16 protein-coding genes and 4 pseudogenes are annotated in these 18055 nt (G+C 68.0%); 5 read left to right on the forward strand and 15 right to left on the reverse strand.

Annotation, left to right across the window (positions count from 1 at the left end):
- Nucleotides 1–270: 270 nt before the first annotated feature.
- The 6 genes and pseudogenes from ACTWQF_RS18355 to ACTWQF_RS18380 all read right to left on the reverse strand — a co-directional run bounded on the left by ACTWQF_RS18355 (nt 271) and on the right by ACTWQF_RS18380 (nt 4993).
- Nucleotides 271–1017, reverse strand: coding sequence for an aminoglycoside phosphotransferase family protein (locus ACTWQF_RS18355; protein WP_443280497.1), 747 nt, complete (start codon nt 1015–1017; stop codon nt 271–273).
- A 328-nt stretch (nt 1018–1345) separates the two neighbouring features.
- Nucleotides 1346–1858: a DUF6196 family protein gene (locus tag ACTWQF_RS18360; RefSeq protein ID WP_443280499.1), complete on the reverse strand. Its 513-nt coding sequence runs from the start codon at nt 1856–1858 to the stop codon at nt 1346–1348.
- 251 nt (nt 1859–2109) lie between these two features.
- Nucleotides 2110–3258 (reverse strand): hypothetical protein, encoded by a 1149-nt coding sequence (locus ACTWQF_RS18365; protein ID WP_443280501.1) that lies wholly within the window; start codon nt 3256–3258, stop codon nt 2110–2112.
- A 153-nt stretch (nt 3259–3411) separates the two neighbouring features.
- Nucleotides 3412–3533 (reverse strand): annotated as a pseudogene (locus ACTWQF_RS18370) (transposase); the annotation flags it as partial.
- Nucleotides 3534–3677: 144 nt separating this feature from the next.
- A complete protein-coding gene (locus tag ACTWQF_RS18375) occupies nt 3678–4664 on the reverse strand; it encodes a hypothetical protein (protein ID WP_443280503.1) in 987 nt (328 codons plus the stop codon).
- Nucleotides 4665–4714: 50 nt separating this feature from the next.
- The gene (locus tag ACTWQF_RS18380; RefSeq protein ID WP_443280553.1) at nt 4715–4993 is read right to left on the reverse strand and encodes a transposase; all 279 of its coding nucleotides are present in this window, start codon (nt 4991–4993) and stop codon (nt 4715–4717) included.
- A 279-nt stretch (nt 4994–5272) separates the two neighbouring features.
- Between ACTWQF_RS18380 and ACTWQF_RS18385 the strand changes: the two genes are divergently transcribed.
- Nucleotides 5273–5938 (forward strand): nitroreductase, encoded by a 666-nt coding sequence (locus tag ACTWQF_RS18385; RefSeq protein ID WP_443280554.1) that lies wholly within the window; start codon nt 5273–5275, stop codon nt 5936–5938.
- Nucleotides 5939–5973: 35 nt separating this feature from the next.
- On the opposite strand, the pseudogene ACTWQF_RS18390 reads toward ACTWQF_RS18385, so the two are convergent.
- Nucleotides 5974–6276: pseudogene (locus tag ACTWQF_RS18390) on the reverse strand (ATP-binding protein); the annotation flags it as partial.
- On the opposite strand from ACTWQF_RS18390, the pseudogene ACTWQF_RS18395 reads away from it, so the two are divergent.
- Nucleotides 6247–6576, forward strand: a pseudogene (locus tag ACTWQF_RS18395) (response regulator); the annotation flags it as partial. The pseudogenes ACTWQF_RS18390 and ACTWQF_RS18395 sit on opposite strands and share 30 nt — an antisense overlap.
- A 386-nt stretch (nt 6577–6962) precedes the next feature.
- Here the strand turns inward: ACTWQF_RS18395 and ACTWQF_RS18400 are convergent.
- Nucleotides 6963–7541 (reverse strand): hypothetical protein, encoded by a 579-nt coding sequence (locus ACTWQF_RS18400; RefSeq protein WP_443280504.1) that lies wholly within the window; start codon nt 7539–7541, stop codon nt 6963–6965.
- Between the two features lie 52 nt (nt 7542–7593).
- Nucleotides 7594–9039 carry a hypothetical protein gene (locus ACTWQF_RS18405; protein WP_443280506.1) on the reverse strand — a complete coding sequence of 482 codons (1446 nt, stop codon included), beginning with the start codon at nt 9037–9039 and terminating at the stop codon, nt 7594–7596.
- Nucleotides 9040–9192: 153 nt separating this feature from the next.
- On the opposite strand from ACTWQF_RS18405, the gene ACTWQF_RS18410 reads away from it, so the two are divergent.
- Nucleotides 9193–9606, forward strand: coding sequence for a DUF4913 domain-containing protein (locus ACTWQF_RS18410; RefSeq protein ID WP_443280508.1), 414 nt, complete (start codon nt 9193–9195; stop codon nt 9604–9606).
- Between the two features lie 267 nt (nt 9607–9873).
- Here the strand turns inward: ACTWQF_RS18410 and ACTWQF_RS18415 are convergent, their stop codons facing one another.
- The 3 genes and pseudogenes from ACTWQF_RS18415 to ACTWQF_RS18425 all read right to left on the reverse strand — a co-directional run bounded on the left by ACTWQF_RS18415 (nt 9874) and on the right by ACTWQF_RS18425 (nt 11250).
- Nucleotides 9874–10308, reverse strand: a complete 435-nt coding sequence (locus ACTWQF_RS18415; protein WP_443280509.1) for an SMI1/KNR4 family protein — start codon at nt 10306–10308, stop codon at nt 9874–9876.
- Between the two features lie 65 nt (nt 10309–10373).
- Nucleotides 10374–10631 (reverse strand): annotated as a pseudogene (locus ACTWQF_RS18420) (transposase); the annotation flags it as partial.
- A gap of 55 nt (nt 10632–10686) precedes the next feature.
- Nucleotides 10687–11250 carry a dihydrofolate reductase family protein gene (locus ACTWQF_RS18425; protein WP_443280511.1) on the reverse strand — a complete coding sequence of 188 codons (564 nt, stop codon included), beginning with the start codon at nt 11248–11250 and terminating at the stop codon, nt 10687–10689.
- 247 nt (nt 11251–11497) lie between these two features.
- On the opposite strand from ACTWQF_RS18425, the gene ACTWQF_RS18430 reads away from it, so the two are divergent.
- Complete coding sequence (locus ACTWQF_RS18430) at nt 11498–11836, forward strand: hypothetical protein (RefSeq protein WP_443280512.1); 339 nt, start codon at nt 11498–11500, stop codon at nt 11834–11836.
- 526 nt (nt 11837–12362) lie between these two features.
- Here the strand turns inward: ACTWQF_RS18430 and ACTWQF_RS18435 are convergent.
- The 3 genes from ACTWQF_RS18435 to ACTWQF_RS18445 are packed head-to-tail and all read right to left on the reverse strand — an operon-like array spanning nt 12363 to nt 15888.
- On the reverse strand, nt 12363–13118 hold the full coding sequence (locus ACTWQF_RS18435; protein WP_443280514.1) for a copper homeostasis protein CutC: 756 nt from the start codon (nt 13116–13118) through the stop codon (nt 12363–12365).
- Nucleotides 13115–14638, reverse strand: coding sequence for a M81 family metallopeptidase (locus ACTWQF_RS18440; RefSeq protein ID WP_443280516.1), 1524 nt, complete (start codon nt 14636–14638; stop codon nt 13115–13117). Before ACTWQF_RS18440 ends, ACTWQF_RS18435 begins: the two co-directional genes overlap by 4 nt.
- Nucleotides 14602–15888: an ROK family protein gene (locus ACTWQF_RS18445; RefSeq protein ID WP_443280518.1), complete on the reverse strand. Its 1287-nt coding sequence runs from the start codon at nt 15886–15888 to the stop codon at nt 14602–14604. Before ACTWQF_RS18445 ends, ACTWQF_RS18440 begins: the two co-directional genes overlap by 37 nt.
- 309 nt (nt 15889–16197) lie before the next feature.
- Between ACTWQF_RS18445 and ACTWQF_RS18450 the strand changes: the two genes are divergently transcribed.
- The gene (locus tag ACTWQF_RS18450) at nt 16198–18009 is read left to right on the forward strand and encodes a peptide ABC transporter substrate-binding protein (RefSeq protein WP_443280519.1); all 1812 of its coding nucleotides are present in this window, start codon (nt 16198–16200) and stop codon (nt 18007–18009) included.
- Nucleotides 18010–18055 lie beyond the last annotated feature (46 nt).

The raw sequence follows: 18055 nt of genomic DNA on the forward strand, positions 1-18055 counted from the left end.
GGACAGCGGGCGGCACTTCCCCTCGGCGCTCAGATGGATCTTGCTGGTGAAGCCACCCCGCGAGCGGCCCAGGCCCTTACCTCCTGCACCACCTCCACCAGCCGGCCGAAAGGGCTCTGCCACGGGGCTTCGGCCGGGTGTTCTGGCGCTTGGGCCCCCTTTGCCGTCACTGGCGCAGGCGGCGGATCGATGCGAGCGCCGGCGGCGGTGGTGGGTGATGGCCTGCTCGATGCGTCAGAACGCACTCAGAGCAGTTGGGCCCGCGCAGCCTCACATCCGGGATCTCAGCACGTCGACCTCACAGCCCGGCGCGGTTGGGTCGAAGCCATGCTCGACCAGCCAGCGAACCCCCAGCAGGCTTCGCAACGACCACCACGCGCGGATCACGTCGAGGTCGACGTCGGTGCCATAGCCGGCGACGACGTTGCCGACGTGCTCCTCGTGTCCGAGCGTCAAGGTGGCGAGGTCGTACAGGGCATCACCCTGGCCCGCCTCGGACCAGTCGATGACGCCCGTGATCTCGTCACCGTCGACGAACACGTGAGCGATCTGCAGGTCGCCGTGCGTGAACACCGGAGTCCACGGCCGGAGCGCGGCCTCGGCGACCTGGCGGTTGCGGGTGACCAGGTCGACGGGCAGGACGCCGTTCGTCACGAGCCATTCGCACTCGCCGTCGAGATCCGCCGCCAACGCGTCGAGGTCCCGGCCGCCCCGGCCGGGCCAGGGCGGCAACGGCGCGTCGTGCAACCTCCGGATGGCGGCACCCGCCGCGGCCCACGCCGCCGGCGACGCGGTCGACGGCTCGCCGAGGCGGCCGAGCGCCGTCCCCGAGACCGCGGCGATCGCGAGCACGGGCGGCTTGCGCCACAGGACCTTCGGGGTCGGGACCGGCGCGAGGGCCATCGCCTCGACCTCGGCGTCGATGCGCGCCTGATCGGCGTCCACCTTCAGGAACACGTCGCCGACGCGCAGGGTCGCGCGCTCGGAATGGGCGACGACGACTTCGACCTCATCCATGGGCGACCAGTATCCCGGGGATGATCGTCGACGTCGCCGGGTTTATCGCGGGCGATTGCGCGGCTGACCGCGTCCGCTACCCGGCGGCCCCGTGTACGACACCGACCGCTGACCAGGTCAAGTCCACCATTTTTGTCAGGAGCCCTTACTCAGGTCTCCCTCGTCATCCCAGTAGTCGTCCTCCCCCTCCGGCTCGTTGCGCTCAGCCGCATCAGCAGCACGCTCATCAAACCCGGAGACCGCTGTCGCGCTCTCCGGGTCTTTCGGATGCCGCACCATCACGCTGCTTGGCGATCGACCACCACTTCGCGAGTGGCCGAAGGCCCTATCACTTGGCCGCCTCACCGTTCTCCGCCGCCAGACTCCGCACATGCGCCACTGCCTGGTCCGTAAGTTGTGCGGGGACGAGCCAGTAGTCGTAAATGCCGCCCTGCGCGGAGTTGTAGCCGCAGAGCACGGCCACTCCCGAGCCGAGCTGGTCCTTGAGCTCGCTGGCCAGCCAGCCGACGAAGCCGCTGTTGTCGGCTGCTGCCGGGAAGTGAAAGGCGAAGACGCCGAAGACCTCCGCCTCGTCGCCCCGCGCCGACTCAAGAACCGACCAACCCTCCTCGTCGCGCACCAAAGCCAGTGCGTCGGCCGACGGCTGTGGCATCTCCCCAGCAGAGTGTTCGTGATACGCCCAATGCCCTGGCAGCACCTTGAAGGTGGCCTCTGCCAGCACTCGGCGCAGCCGCGTGCGAGTTTCCTGGGGCGTTTCGTGACTAATGTTGACCATGGCACATTGAACTTTGAACACACACCCGAGATTCCGAGCCTGCATGCGATATGACGCACGTCTCATTCGCACGGATGTAGCCAAGGCCGACCAAATCTACTGACGGGATCGGAAACAGTTACTGACACAGCAACGCACAGCCAGCCCGGCCCGTTGCATGTGCACGGTCAGCTGCAGCTCAGGCTCTGCCTCTAACAATGGCGTGGCCCGGTCATGCGCACCGGCAAACTCGCCATCGCCTGTCAGGTCGCACTCCACCTCGCGCCATCCTCATCCGGGCCCGCAGATAACCACCGTTTCAAAAACCTCAACCCCCGTCAGGCCCCCGCCGTCTCCGCCCCCTCCGCTCCCTTCACGCTCTCCACCCCCGTGCAGATGTAGCGGGTGCGAGCCGCGTAGGAGCGAGCCGCCACGATGAGGGCGAAGCCCAGGCCGCTGAAGGCCAGGCCACCGAACCACACCATCCAGGTGAGGTCCGCGCTGGTGGTGAAAGGCGGCTTCGGCTCGGAGGCGGATATCACCCCGGTGGCGCTGAGTAGGGCAATGACGTTGAGGACCACCCCGTACACCGACAGGGCGCCGCCGGTCAGCCAGGCCGGGATCAGCGGCAGCAGGCGCGGGACCCGGCGCCCGGACAGGAACAGCGTCCAGCGGGGGAAGACCATCCCCCACCGGTACATCAGCCCTGTCAGCAGGAAGACCCCGAGCAGCGCAGCCATCACCGACACGTCGAGCCCGACCGAGGCGAGCGACTCGGCGGCCCCCGTGCCCTCGCTCAGCTTCCGCCATCCCTCCGCCATGACGCCCAGCGCGTCGCCGCCCAACGTCCAGATGGTCTTGAGGCCCGCCCAGGGCAACAGGCCGCACAGGAAGACGTACGCCGTCACCTGGGTCCGCGCCGAGGCCATGGACGCACTCGGGTGGATCAGTGTGCCGTCGCCGGCCCCGGCGTGCGGGCGCCCGCACCGCGGGCACCCGCCCCGCCGCCTGCGGCGATACGCCACCACGGTCATCAGCAGGAAGGTGGCGCCGACCGCGTTCAGTAGAGTGTGGACCGCCCCGGTGGCGCTCTCGATCCCGGAGAGCGTCACCAGCGTCACGACGATCATCATCACGCCCAGCGCGCCCGCCCCGAAGACGAGGAGGGCAGCGGCGAGCACCGTCGACACCACCACCCGACCGGGTCTGCCGAGCGGCCGCGTGATGGCCCAGGCAGCGGCGCCGCCCAGCACGGCGAGGGCGGCGAGCGCGAGCTGGGCTCCCGGCGGGTAGACCTCATGCGGCTTCACAGGCACGCTGGTCCCCGTCGCCGCCCAGGCGGTCTGGACGACGGCGTACACCGCACCCCACGCGGGGGCGGCGCGGGGCGCCCACGTCGGCCATCGCCGCCACCACGTCGTCCACGCCGTGCCCTTGGGCGCCGGCCCGGCACCGAGTTGTGTTCGCGAGTTGGTGGAAACAGCCACCGCAACCTCCGTATGTCCGCCGTTCAGACACAAGGCTGAACGGCGAACGGGCCGCGTACATCCACCCCTGCGGACCACGCACTCCGCCGCACGGCGGACCGGGCGTCAACCGGCGGGATGAGGCCGCCGACTGAGGCTTCGGCACCGCAGCAGCCGCTTGTGCGCGGTCTTGAAAGAGCCGAGCTCCGCGGGCAGGTCGCGCCAGGGTGAGCCGGTGCGTACTTCCAGGCGATGGCCTCGATCGTGCGGCGGTGATCGGCCCACCGTGTCAACGGCCAGTTCGTTCGGCTCTGATCCACTTCTTGTGAGACGGTCACGGAGTGTCACGATAGTCAGTGTCCGCGAACAGCAGACCCAACGGCGATACCACCCCGTCCGACCCTGTGTTCCTCAATCCCTCTCGGCTCATGGGCCGTTCCCTACGGCCGCGGAGTCGCGTCGTGCACGCCGAGTTCGCCGCGTAGGCGGGGAATCATCGCGATCGTCTCGTGAAGCCGTGCGGCCTCCTCGGTGGACGGGTTATCCGTCTTCGAATAGACATCAGCCAGGTCACGCAGGCGCTGCTCGTATGAGTCAAGGTATCTGCGGACCGCCTTCCGCGGCTCCGTCGGAAGCCCTGCCCACTCCAGTAACCGTCGTGAGCCTGGTTCCAGGCCCAATTCCCGTCTGAGACACAGACGTTCCTGCTCACCGGGAAGAGAGCCCTCCAGAACCCCTGTGAAATGCTCGTATGCCTCTGGCGACCAGCTTTCCTCGCTCCACACCAGCTGGTGCTGAAGGTGGCGGCGGACCTCGTCGACGGTCTTCCATCGAGGGTGTCTCAGCAGCGGTGCCCGAAGCATCTTGCCGAACTCGATTGTTCTGGTCGCGTTGTAGGTGATCTTCACGCGCGCCTCGAATGACACCGGAGCATGTCTCCCAAGGGATGGTTGCGGCACGACAAGGAAAACCCTCTCCAGAGCGCCGGGTTTCACTTCCTGGGACAGCGGCTTCGAGACCACCACGTCCCCCGACTGTTCTGAGCGGCCCAGACCCTGCGCATACGGGTCAACCTCGTAAACCGCGGTCGGCTCCTGCAGTGAGGTCCGGATCGTCCGAAACGGAGACCAGGGCTTCGGCATCTCCAGTGTGTCCTCGTTGTATGTGACGTCTGAGATCGTGAGTTCCAAGGCATGAACGAAGGCGGGTTGGCCGCCGCTGTTGAGCAGCTTGATATCGAGGACGATCTGCGGGAGAGGTTCCGGGAGGATGGCTCGTTCTGCGGGCTCCAGGTTGTCAGGCACGGACAGGGTGGCGTCCACGAACTTGACGTTCGCCCTCGGAGGAGTGCGGGCCCTCACCGCTGCCCAGGCACCGATGAGAGCGCCGATAACAGTGCCCAGCCCGCCGATGATGGCTTCCTGCATAACGGAACCGTACGCACGTTGGCACTTCCGAGCTGCGACAAGGCCGGAACTCAACCTCGGTCAGCGAGGGGGATTTGGCGTCGGAGGTGGTCGAATCCGGCCCGGCCGTACTCGTCCCTCTTGATCCGCTTCACCCTGTCGGCGTTGCTCTCGACCCTGCCGGAGCTCCACTCCAGGGTGAGTCCGGCGGCGACGGCATCGAGATCCTGGCGTAGGCCACGGGCCAAACTTCGCAGTGGCTTCAACCCGGTGTGCTCAGCACGGGTGAGCCAGCTGTCGAGGTGGCTGCCGCGGCGCTCGTCATCACCTGGGCGAAGGCGCGCACGCAGTCGCGACGGCTGCTAATTCCCGGCAGCGGGGCAGGAGTTGTGTGCGCTTGAGCGCAGTTGTTCTCGTCGATCTTGTCGGGGTGTGCGGTGATCAGCCATGGCTTTGTCGCTGAGAGCCGACAGCGCATGCAGGTGAGTTTCGACAGCACTTCGTGATCGATTGGCGGAGGAATGTCGGCCAGTTTTGGCAGCACCAAAGCTCCGCCCGGTCTGCTCGCCTGGTGTGATGATCAGCCTCGTGTCTTTGCTGCCCGCCATGGAGTGAGAGGACGAAGAGGCGTGGATGTGTATGAAGCCGTGGGCAGCCGCAGGGCTGTGCGGGCGTTCAGCGATGAGCCGGTATCCAAAGAGGTACTCGAACGAGTGCTGGCCGCAGCGACGCGGGCTCCGTCGAGCGGGAATCTCCAGCCGTGGCATGTGTATGTCGTGACCGGCGAGCCCTTGGCCGAACTGAAGAGACGCGCGACGGCCAGGGCACTGGCGGGAGACCCGGGTGATGAGCGGGAGTATCCGATGTACCCGGCCGAACTGACGTCACCGTATCTGGACCGTTTTGCCGCCGCGGCCGCTCAGCGGTACAAAGCGCTGGGAATCGAGCGTGACGACCCCGCCCGGCCCACGAAGATCGCCGCCTTGAACTCGGAGGCGTTCGGGGCGCCCGTCGTGCTGTTCTGCTACCTCGACCGGACGATGGGACCCGGACAGTGGGGGGACGCGGGGATGTACTTGCAGACGGTCATGCTGTTGCTGAGGGCGGAAGGGTTGCACAGCTGCCCCCAGGTGATGTGGACGATGTATCGCGAGACCGTCAGCCAAATAGTCGGAGCCGATGACGGACGCGTGTTGTTCTGCGGTGTCTCGGTGGGATTCGAGAAGGAAGGCGCGCCACGGCTGCGTACCGGGCGGGCGGACATGACAGAAACAGTGAGCTTCATCGGAGCGTGACCCGCTGACCGGCGATCCTGACAACAGACGGGTCGTCAGTCCGTGTCGCTCCGCTCATTGCGAGCCCGGGTTCGGGCGAGGCGGAAGGAGTCGGTGCCGGTCTCGATGATGTTCCCGCCGAAGGTGAGACGGTCGACGGTCGAGTTCCGTGTATCCCAGCTCATCGATCACGAGGAGATCGACGCGTCCGTAGCGGGCGATCGTCTTGGTCAGCTGCCTCTCGTCGGCGGCTTCGACCAGCTCGTTGACCAGCTTGGTGGCCAGGACGTATTCACCCGGTAGCCTGCCATCGCCGCCTCGGTGCCGACACCCTCGGCCAGGAGATCGTCGCCGTCTCCTCCGGCCGGGAGGCACTCAATGCGCTGCTGGACCACGACGACTTCGCCGTCATCCTGCTGGTCGTGGCAGATGCCGGCATGGACGGCTATGAGACCGCCGCTCACCTCAAGCGCCGCCCGCGCACCCGCGACAACCCCGTCCTCGTCCTGACCGCCATGGGCCCCGACGACTCCGCACGCGGTTACGCGGCCGGCGCCGTCGACCACCTTGCCAAGCCCTTCGGTCCCTGGGTTCTTCGGGCGAAGGTCGCCGTCTTGACCGGCATCCGCCTCGAACGAAGCGAGCGCGGTAGCCGCTGATGTCACGTGGCAGGGCTGACGGTTGGCGCGACGCTTTAAGTTGTACGGGCCCAGGGCCCAGGCCCGCCGGTTTGTCAGCGTCATCTTCGCCGTTGTGACGCGGGAGAGGGTGAAGGGGAGGCCTCAGGCTCGTCGAATATTGAGGCACTCCGCGAGGCCGGGAGACTCCATGGCCAACCGCCTCCTCGATTGCTCAGGAGCCGGCGCACTTGTCGGCCATGTGTCGGCCATGATTGCCCTCTCTCCTCGGTTCTATCCCGGGCTGGGGAGACGTACGAGGCTCCTGTGCCGTTGAGGGAGGTGGCGGAACTCTGCCCGTCGGCACAGGAGCCCCGTCGGCGCGGGAGCCCCGGTCGGTTTCCCCCGCTCCGCGTCACCCGGGACGGTCAGTGCTTCTTCGGACCTTTGCCATGCTTTCCGGACCGTTTCTTGGAAGATGTGTGAGCAGCGGGGTCGGTCCGGTGCCGGCGGCGGGAGGAGGACCCTTGCTCCGGTGCCGCGGGAAGACCTGGTGACGTCATCCTCGCGTGCTCGGCGATCCGCCCCTGCGCGCTGTCATCTGTGGATTCCCAGCCGGCCACGGGACCGATTTGGCTTATCGACACGGGACCGATTTGGCTTATCGACACGGGACCGATGGTGCTTCGTGCCACCTGACCGACGTTGCCGCGCATGATCTCGTCCTGCCGATCGCGTGATTCCGGCTCCATGAACACCAGTGACGTTGCCGGTGCTTCATACCCCGGAGGGTTTGCCGGCCGGCCGTGTGCCGAGGGGTTCTCCGGCCCTTCGTACGCCGGGGGCTGGCGGTCGCTGTAGGTGACGGCACCGATTTGGCCGCTCATGACCTCCTGATGCCGGTGATGCGACTGCCAGTCGATGTACTGCAAGGCAGGTGCCGGTGGTTCGTACGCCGGAGGCCGCTCCTCCGGATTCCCCTCGGCCGGTGGGTTGTGATCGGGCATTTTCCTTGTCCTTTCTCTGCGAGTCCCTGTGAGGGCGTGACCAACCCGGGTCCTAGCGCCCCGGCCCGCTCGCCGCCCGCTTCACCGGAGGCTTGACCGGCTGAGCGGCGGCTTTGGCGGTGATGTCCGGCCCTTCCGGAGACGGGGTCCGGGGCAGGGACAGACTGGCCACGCCACTGCGCAGTTGTTCCACGTCCGCCCCCTTCTCGCTGTTCGGACTCGGCGTACGGCGCGGGGAGTTGCCGGCGGACGAGGAGTACTTCACCTCGTAAGGAATGCGGGACGGCCTGTCGAGCCCCCCGATGCCCGCACTGGCGGCCTGGGCGACACCGATGTTGGAGGCCTGAACCAGGGTGACTTTCTGCCCTTCGAGGGCGCGCCCCAGGTCCATGGCATCCTGCCTGTCGCTGGTCCGCCAGCTGCCCTGATTGGTCTTGGTCAGGCCGAGTTGCGGCAACACGCGCATACCGTTGACATCGAACGCCTGCATGGTGATGGCGTCCCAGGTCTGCCGGTCCACCCGGGGCACGGGCATGGAGTCCCGGCCTTGGCCGTCCGGCGTCCGGGGCCTGCCGAAGACGAGGTGGGCCGCGTCGGTGGCGGCGGCGATGTTCATCATGCCGATGATGTGGTTCCGACGGTCGTCCCCGGGGTTGTACTTGGCGGCCAGCACGTTGTCCGGTGTGAGGGTGATGCGCGTCGGCTGGAACCGGGTGTGATCGTTGCCGTCCGGGAAGGCGACGTTGCCTTTGCGGGCCTCGTCCTGGGCGATCTTCGAAAGGTAGCCGATGTACTGGTTGGCTGCCGCCTGGGCGAACTGCTGTCCCCGGGTGCCCTCACGTGCGTACAGGGCGAAGACATCGAGGTGACGCGTGGTCTCCGGTTCGATTCCCGCGTCGTCGAACCGTGGCACCATCGGAAGGAATTCGGTGCTCAGGACGTGCCGCATGTTGGCGTCCTCGCCATGCGAGAGGTCGACGAGCTTCAGCTCGGCGGTGGAGAAGTCGACCGGTGCCACCGCCTCCGGGGAGAAGTGAGGGCTCGACTGGAGCGCCTGCCACTCCGCATCCCTCATGTGGTGGTGCGACAGGTCGATGTGCAGGCCCGTTTCGACTCCCGCCCCCAGGTAGAAGCCCAGGTCCTTCGACGCGATGTGGCCGTTGTTGGCCGACTCGAAGCTGTAGATGTCGTCGAGGGTCTTGCTCGTGTACTTCGTCTGGTCGAGGCCCTTGGCCAGCTTGGCGGTGATGTCGGGAATGTGCACCAGTTCATAGCCGTGTTTCCGGGCCTCCTCCGCGTACCCCGCCATGAGGAGGTCCCGGTTCTGCCGCCCCGTCTCTCCCGGGTGCCTCGGAGGGTTCACCCACAGCTGCCTTGCCGAGTTCGGGAACCGCTGGGCCAATTCCCTCAGCCCGTCCTTGGCGTTTTCGCTCATCCCCTCGCCGTTCCAATGGGCTATGACGCGTTCCGGCTCGTTGACCGGATCCCGTTCGGGCATGTCCGTCCCTCCTGCAACGGCGATCGAATGCCGCCGACTGCCAGACACAACGGACCGCGCACGCCCGCCGGTTCAACACTCGGATGAACCGGCGGCCCTGGCGCACCGTATTGCTGCCGACAACAACCACTACCGATCGAACGGAGCACCGCATTGACCCTCGCAGCGGAGCCGACGCAAGAGCCGTGGCAGGAAGAACGACAACAGGGCCCGGCGTTCATCCTCTACATGGAGGGCCCCGAGTACCAAGACGCCCTCAACCGGCTGGCCCTGTGGGTGCGCCATCTGCTGCTGCCGGTGTACGGCCGCGAGGTCACCTCCACTGCCCCCTGGTGTCCGAGCTGGTGGAAGCATCCGGAGGCGGTGGCGCAGCTGTACGGGCTGTGGATGGCATGGCAGGACCTGACCGGACCCGACTCCTCGGCGACCGGCCCCGCGAGCTGGCACCGCGACCACCTCACCCACGTCATGACGTCACTGCGGGACCCCGCGGGCCCCTTTGCCGGCTGCAAGCCGAACGCACACCGCGCCAAGGAAGCGCCGGGGATCATCCCGTACCCGCCCTGAGCCGCGCCCCCCGGCAGTCGAAGTAGCCGTCCCGGAAGTGTGCCGCCACCGTGAACGCTTCGCGCCGGGCATCATGATGGAGCACCAGCAGACTCATTCCCCTTTGGCCTTCGCGCTGGTCAAGTGCATCTTTGGTCAGAGCACCGGATTTAGACGGAAGCCGTGTTCACGTCCCCGGAATCCCCGAACGAGCGATCACGTTCGCGGCATCGTTCGAGGTCAGATCATAAGAAACAGGTTTGCTGATCCGGTACCGGACTTGATCGACTACTGGTACCAGTCGTCTCCGCCGTCGGTCAGAGACCGGACGAGGTAATCCTGCAGGTCCCGGGCAACCCACCGGCGGCTGTCGTCCTCGTGTTCCCACACGAAGATGTCGGCTCGTGAAGGGATGCGGACGAAGGCGAACTGATCGCCGCCACCGTTGTCGCCGAAGAAGAGCAGCGCGTCGAACGACATATACAGATCCGCGAAGGCCCGAGCGGACCAGAAATGAAGGTTCTGCTCGACGATCTGCTGCAAGGGCCAGACCGTGGCCACCCCATCCCGCCCCACCATGCCATCCGACTCCCGGAACAAGCTCACCAGCTCAGACGGCATCGGACATCCCAGCCGTTGCTCAGCGGCAGCCACCCTCGCCGCGTCGACGGGCTCGCTGAACTCGACCCCGGGGAACGCTTGGCGGGCGAACTCTCTCCACATGCGCTCAGCCTAAGGTTGTCCCGTAAATGATCTCGAGCGTGGTGGATGACCAGCTGCTTTCTTCGTCACCCGGCGAGGGTGAGGTTGTGGAGGCGGGCGATGCCGAGCATGGCGTGGTGGACACCGTCGCCTTTGAGGCGGCAGTCGCGCAGGATCTTCCAGCTCTTCATGCGGGCGAAGGCGTGCTCGACGCGGGCGCGCACCTTGCGGTGGGAGGGGTTGTGCTCCTCTTTCCAGGCGGGGAGTTCGGCCTGATCGCGTTCGCGGCGGTGCGGGATGACCAGGCCGAGGCCCCGGTAGCCGCCGTCGGCGATCACGGTGGTGTGGCACCAGACACCCCAAGAGCGTCCCATCCTGAGATCATTTACGGGACAGTCCTCAGCGCGCCACGCGGTAGCGGAGATAGACGACTCTCGAGCTGAAGGTGCGGGTCTCGACGAGTTCGAGATCCACCCGGCGCTCGCGCTGGGGAAAGAACGGAATGCCACCGCCAACCAGCACCGGGTAGACCATGGCCCGGTACTCGTCGATCAGACCCAACGCGGCCGCCTCGGCGGCGAGAGTCGCGCCGCCGATCGCGATGTCGCCCGCCCCCGGCTCGGCTCGCAACCGCTCGATCTCCTCCGCCAAGCCGCCGGAGGCCAGGCGGGCATTGCCCTGCACCGCCGACAGCGTGGTGGAAAACACCACCTTTGGGAGCGGTTTCCAGAGCGCGGCCCACTCAAGCATTGAGTCGTCGAGCGATGGATCCTGGTCGGCGGTCTCCCAGTACAGCATCGTCTCGTACAGCCGTCGTCCCAACAGGTGGACGCCGACCTCTCGGATCTCGTCGATCCAGAAGCGAAAGACCTCCTCGTCGGGCGCCGTCCAGTCGAAGTCGCCGTCCGGCCCGACGATGTAGCCGTCAAGTGAGACGCTCATCGAATAGGTCACGCTGCGCATCAGAAGTCCTCCTCGGTAACGGGTTCGACACTATGACCACCGGACGCTGCAGAACTCATCGCGGCTCGCGGGATCTCCTGTGCCGAGTCACCTCACGAGATCATTTCGTTGAGACGACCTCAGTGGGGTGGAAAGGGGCCAGGCATGGCCAGGCATCGCGAGTTCGGCACCCTTGTCGGGGGTGGGTCAAGAGGGGATAGTTCCGATGACGTGCACTTGAACCGGCACTCATGCGGGGGGATCAGTCATGGGATCCATCAAGCGCTCAGCGGCGACAGGCGTAGCAACCGCGATCTCGGCAGTGACGCTGATCGGCTGCGGGATCGAAGGAACGATCCAGGACTACGACACAGTAAGTGTCTGGCCGTCTGCAGACCCCAGGGGTCGCCAGCCGATTGGTCAGCTCACGACGCAGTCAAAGGTGACGGTCAAGTGCATCACGCGCGGCCACGTGGACGCGAACGGGATGGGGTATGGGGACACGTACAAAATCGACTTCAAGGGCGGCGAAGGTTATATCGACACGAGCACATCAATTCTGACTGATGACGGTGTGCTGGCCCCCGGCAACGTGGATGAGTGCTGAACTTCGGGCATGAGCCGTGCACCATGCGCCTCTCATTTTCGCCGAGGTTGTGCTCGGGCTGGCCGCGTGCCGGGGCGTGTCATCCGGCAAGTCCCGGCACGAGCCATTCGGTCCTGACGCCATCGGCCACCCCGCTTCGGCGTCCGGTCCGAAAGTAACGGCTCGATCCGCGCCCACTGCACGTCAGCCAACGAAACACCCAGACCAACGCAGGCTGATCCAAGCGAAACTGCCAGGCCGGCGTCATCAAGCAGATGCAGCACCGACCCCACACACCAGCCTTTGCCCAAATCAGGAATTGGCGGTGGACACGCCGCCGGAGCCCCGAAAAGCTGCGCCGCCCACCGCGTCAAAGGGGGTGCGCGTGACGGTGGTTCGCGTGCGTCGGAGCCTGCGCGACCTGCTGGAGGAGGCGGTGCACCGTCTTCAGGCTGGCGCCCCCCGGCGGGGAGACGGCACAGCCCTGCCCGGCGGCCTGGGCGTCCACGGCGGCGGGGCACCCGCCGCCGTGCGGGGCGGGCCGGGGTCAGCCCGCCGCGTCCAGCGCCCGCCGGGCCTCGGCGACGATGGCCGGGTCGGTGACGAAGTGGGTGTCCTGCTCGGCCGAGGCGCCTCCCGCTCCGAGCGGTACCCAGCCGCCGCCGCGCCGGGGCGCAGCCCGGGTTTTGGCGGAAAGGTGGACGGCGGCAGCGCCTGCGGCGACCAGTTCCGCGATGGTGGAGGGGCGCACTCCGCCGCCGGCCATCACCTCCACGCCGGGAGCGGCGGCGGCCATCGCGGCGATCTGCCCGGCGCCCTCGGCCGCCGTTGCGGCGCCGCCCGAGGTGAGGACCCGGGTGAAGCCGAGCCCAGGGAGGAGCGCGGCTGCGGCGACCGGGTCGGCGGCTTGGTCGACGGCGCGGTGCAGGGTGACCTCCACCGGTCGGCCCGCGGCGTGGGCGGCCTCGGCGAGCGCGGCGCTTGCGCGGACGTCGAGACCGCCGTCCGCGGTGAGCGCACCGATCACTACCCCGGCCGCCCCGGAGGCGATGGCGGACCGCACCTCGGCGGCCATCAGCGCGACCTCCTCCGCGTCGTACACGAAGTCGCCCGGTCGGCACCTGACCAGCACCTGCACCGGTGGCCCTGCTTCGGCGGCGGCCTCGACCAGCGCCGCGGACGGGGTGAGGCCGCCCAGCTCCAGGCCGGTGCACAGCTCGACACGGTCGGCGCCGTGCTCGCGGGCGGTGCGGGCGCCGGCCGGCGAAGTGACGGCGATCTCCAGGGCGGGGCGAGCGGTCACTCGTCGTTCCCGGTCAGCGGCTGGTCGGAGGCAGGGATGAGGCGGGCCGTCAGGTCGGGGTCGGCCATGCCGCGGTCGAAGGGGAACATCGGGCGGCGGATGCGGTGATGGCCCAGACGCACCAGGTCCTGGTCGACGCCGCCGGGAGTGAGCGCCATCGTCCAGCCGACCGACATCTCGGAGAGTTCGGGCTCCAAGTAGCCGATCTTCACGATCACGATGTCGGCGCGGCGCGGGTCGAGGCCGAGGTCGGTGAAGTCGTGCTCGTGGTGGTACGGCTTGCGCAGCCGGGTGAGGATCGCGTAGACGCTGCCGACCCGGACGACGACCTCGGTCCCGGCGTCGCGGTCGCCGTGCCGGACCGCGTGCACCACGCCGGTGAGGGTGACAGGGCCGGCGTGGCGGGCGTCGACCTCGGCGCCCGCGGTGACGGTGACGGACGCGCCGACGCCCGCCGTGACGGCGGTGTCGACTGCGTCCGGCCCCGGCACGGAGGCGTAGATCACCGTCGGGCCGTCGCTCTTCTGGAACTCCGGGCGCTCCAGCAGCCGGGTCAGACCCCAGGTGACGTCGCCGGCGCCGCCGGCGGTCGGGTTGTCACCGGTGTCGCTGACGAAGTAGGGGCGCTGGTCGGAGGCGAGCGCCTCGTCCAGGACGCCGTCGAAGGTGCCGGTGGGGGCGACGAAGTCGAAGTCGTGGCGGGCGTCCCAGAAGCCGCGGGCGAGCCGTTCGGCGCCGGCCGCGACGGCGTTCTCGTCCGGGCCGGTGACGACGACGGCGGCGCGGTTGCGGGGCTCGTCGGCCCAGGCGTAGCCGACCCAGATCGCGGCGTCGGTGACGCCGTCGGCGGCCTCGACCTCGTCGACGGCGGCGTACACGCTCCTGGCGGGTTCGACACGCGTGGAGGTCTGCTCACCGGCCAGCAGCACCGGCACCGGCACCCACGCCTTGACCGGGCGGGGCGCGCCGGAGACCAGCAGGTCCACCAGGTTGCGGGCGGCCCGCTCCTTGGTCTCCACGTGGTCCTCGTGGGGCGCCATCCGGTAGCAGGTGATCAGGTCGCTGCGGTGGACGAGTTCGCGGGAGACGTTGCCGTGCAGGTCCATGGAGGTGGAGACGGTCACGTCGGGGCCGATCGTGGCCCGGATGCGTTCCAGCAGCACTGCCTCGGCGTCGTCGACGCCCTCGACGGTCATGGCGCCGTGGATGTCGTACCAGAGGCCGTCCAGCTCTGGCAGGGCGGCGAGCCGTTCGATCAGCTCACCGGTCAGCTCCTTCCAGGCGGCGGCCGTGACGGTCCCGCCCGGCAGCGATTTGCCGACGAGGGCGCCGTGCCACTCGGCGGCCTCGCGCAGTTCCCGGCCGGGCGCGAGGAAGGGGTAGCGCTCAAGGACCTCGTCCCCGCGCGAGGGGTGGAAGGCGGGTGCCTGGGTGCGGGCGGGCGAGAAAGTGGAGGACTCGATGCCGAGCCCGGCTATCGCGATCACCGGGCGGCCGGCGGAGGTGCGGGGTCGTGACATGGCTGTTCTCCTACGGTGGTGCGGGGGCCTGGCGCGACGGGGGTGGGGAGGCGGTCGGACGCCAGGTCGGTACGGCCGACCTCGCGCAGGGCGTCGGCGAGGGCGCGCTGCAGGGCGAACTGCCCGGCGCCCACCAGTCCGGCGTCAGCGCTGAGGCTGACGCGTTCGATGGTGAGGTGCTCGGTGACCAGCGGGTGGCAGCTCTCGTAGAGCTGGCTGCGCACGGCGGCGACGAACGGTTCCAGGGTGGAGAGGATGCCGCCGAGGTAGACGGCGTTGGGGTTGAAGAAGTTGACGTTGGTGGCGAGTACCTGGCCCAGGTAGTCGCCGGCTTTGCGGACGGCGCGGGTGGCCTCCGGGTCGCCGTGGGTTGCGAGCCGCACCACGTCCTCCAGGCGGCCGACCTGGGCGCCGCGTTCGCGCAGGATCCGGACGAGTGCGGCGCCGGAGGCCACAGTCTCCAGGCAGCCGGTGTTGCCGCAGGAGCAGGGAGTGTCGCCGCCGACGACGCGGATGTGGGTGATCTCGCCGGCGGCTCCGGTGGCGCCCCGGAAGAGGCGGCCGTCGACGATGACGCCGGCACCGATCGCGGAGCCGATCTTCACCATGATCGACTGCCGGTGTTCGGCAGGCCGCACGGTGTGCTCGCCGACCGCCATGCAGTTGGCGTCGTTGTCGGCGGCGGCCGGGACGCCGAAGCGCTCCTGGAGCCAGGCGGTGATCGGGAAGCGGTTCCAGCCGGGCATCCGGGACGGCATGACGACCGAACCCGATGCGACGTCGACCGGGCCCGGCAGCGAGAGCCCGACGCCGCGCAGCCGGCCGGGGCCGTGGTCTTCGGCCAGCGCCTGCAGGGTCTCGGCGAGCCGCGGCAGGGCCGTCTCGGGGCCGTCGGCGATGGCGAACGGGACGGTCGAGACGTTGGTGAGGCCGCCGCCGGGCAGCACCACGCCGACGCGGGCGTGCCGGCCGCCGAGGTCGGCGGCGACGGCGAACTCGTCGGCGCCGCCGAGCCGCAGGACCTTGCGGGGCCGCCCGCCGGTGGACGCTTGGGTGCCCTCCTCCGCGATGAGCCCGCGCTCGACGAGCTGGCTCACGGCGAGGGAGACGGTGGAGGCGGCGGCGCCGAGCAGCCCGGCAAGCTCGGCGCGCGAGGATGCCTGCCCCGACGCCACGAGCTCCAGGATCCGCGGGGCGAGGGCCGAGGCGCCCTTCGCCGCCCTTGGTGCCCCTGTACTTATTTCAGTCATGGACGAAGTAACTTCCGCGAGGGGTGGGTGTGACGGAGACAGTACGCCCGGCCGGCGCGTCGCGGAACGGCTCCAGGTGATCTCTTCAGGGCGCAAAATCCGCCCCATACTGCCCAAATACCCGCATCGGGCCCGGTCTGTGGGGCAGGTGGGACTTTTTTCAGAACCGTAGATACTTACTTGTTACGGAACTTTGTTTGTGTGTGCGGCGCGTCCGGCGTTAGCTGTCGTGAACACAGCGCCGGTCCGACGGCGCCCGGCCCGGTCCACCGAGATCCCCCCTGCGGGCCCCACTTCATGAGGAGAGCCATGTCCCTTGCTCACACGGTCGCCGGCCGCCGCTGGGCCCTCGCCGCGGGCGCCGCCGTCACCACCGGGGTGCTGCTGGCCGGCTGCTCAGGCGGCGCCTCGTCGTCCGCCTCCGGCGGGTCGGACACGATCAACTACGCGCTCCCGGCCAACTTCACGCCGAACTGGATACTCCCGATCGGCACCGCCGCCCATCTGAACACCAACAACTCCTCCATATCCCAGTCCCTGTGGGAGCCACTGATCGCCTACGACGGTTCCACCGGCAAGGTCGGCTGGAACAAGGACAACTCGCTGGCCACCGCCGCGGACTTCGCCGACGACAGCAAGAGCGTCACCATCACCCTCGGCGACCGGCACTGGAGCGACGGCAAGCCGATCACCTCCCGCGACGTGGAGTTCTGGTTCAACCTCATCAAGGCGAACAAGTCGGACTGGGCCAGCTACAGCCCCGGCAAGGCGCCGGACAACTGGACCTCCTTGAAAGCCGTCGACGACACCCACTTCACGATCACCTTCGACCGGGCCTACAACCAGCAGTGGATGCTCGCCAACCAGCTGAGCATGATCCGCCCGATGCCGCAGCACGTCTGGGACAAGACCAGCGACTCCGGCTCCGTCTCCAACCTGGACCGCACCGCCGCCGGGGCGAAGAAGGTCTGGAAGTACCTCAACGGTGCAGCCAAGAAGATCTCCGGTTACGCCACCGACCCGCTGTGGAAGACGGTCAGCGGCCCCTACACCCTCAAGTCGTTCACCACGGCCGGCAAGGTGCAGCTCACCGCCAACGCCAAGTACGACGGCGACGGCAAGGCCCACATCAAGAACGTGAACCTGCTGCCGTTCACCACCACCGACGCCGAGGAGAACGCGCTGCGGGCCGGTACGGTCGACTACGGCTACATGAAGGCCACCGACCTGGGCCAGAAGGAATCGTTCAAGGCCAAGGGCTACAAGGTCGAGCGGTGGTCGGGTTGGGCCATCACCTACATGCCCTACAACTTCCACAACCCCGACATGGGCCCGGTCTTCAAACAGCTCTACGCCCGCCAGGCCATCCAGATGTCGGTGGACCAGAAGACGCTGTCAAAGGTCGTCTTCAAGGGCACCGCGGTGCCCACCTTCGGCCCGATCCCACAGGGCCAGAAGTCTTCCTTCGTCTCGCAGAAGCAGCAGGACAACCCCTACCCGTTCTCCACCGCCAAGGCCCGGAAGCTGCTGAAGGACCACGGCTGGACCGAGCAGGGCGGCACCATGGTGTGCACCAGACCCGGCGACGGCGACCGCCACTGCGGCAAGGGCGTCGACAAGGGCACCAAGTTCTCCATGCAGGTGCTCTCCCAGTCCGGCTCGACCGTGACCGACAACATGATGAGCGCCCTGCAGTCGTCGTTCGCCAAGACCGGCATCGACTTCCGCATCAAGACCGCGCCGGTCAACTCCGTCCTGTCGCAGACCGGCCAGTGCAAGGCGAGCGAGCCGGGCTGCAAGTGGCAGCTGTCGTTCTTCGGCACCGCCGGCAGCTGGTACTTCCCCGCCTACCCCAGCGGCGACTCGCTCTTCGCCACCGGAGGCGGCTCCAACTTCGGCAGTTACTCCGACCCTGAGGTGGACAAGCTGATCGCCCAGACCACCACCTCCTCCTCCGACGAGGCCATGCGCAAGTACAGCGCCGCCCTCGCCGAGAAGCTGCCGGTGGTGTGGCTGCCGGAGCCCGACTACCAGGTCTCCGTGGTCAAGAACGGCCTCGGCGGCTTCTCGCAGGACTCACTCGCCAACTTCCACCCCGCCATGTGGCGGTGGACCAAGTAGGCCGTCCCCGCGACCGCGCGCACCACTGACAGCGACCGGAACACAC

It is taken from the genome of Streptomyces sp. 8N114, from assembly GCF_052245835.1.
Lineage (GTDB): Bacteria > Actinomycetota > Actinomycetes > Streptomycetales > Streptomycetaceae > Streptomyces.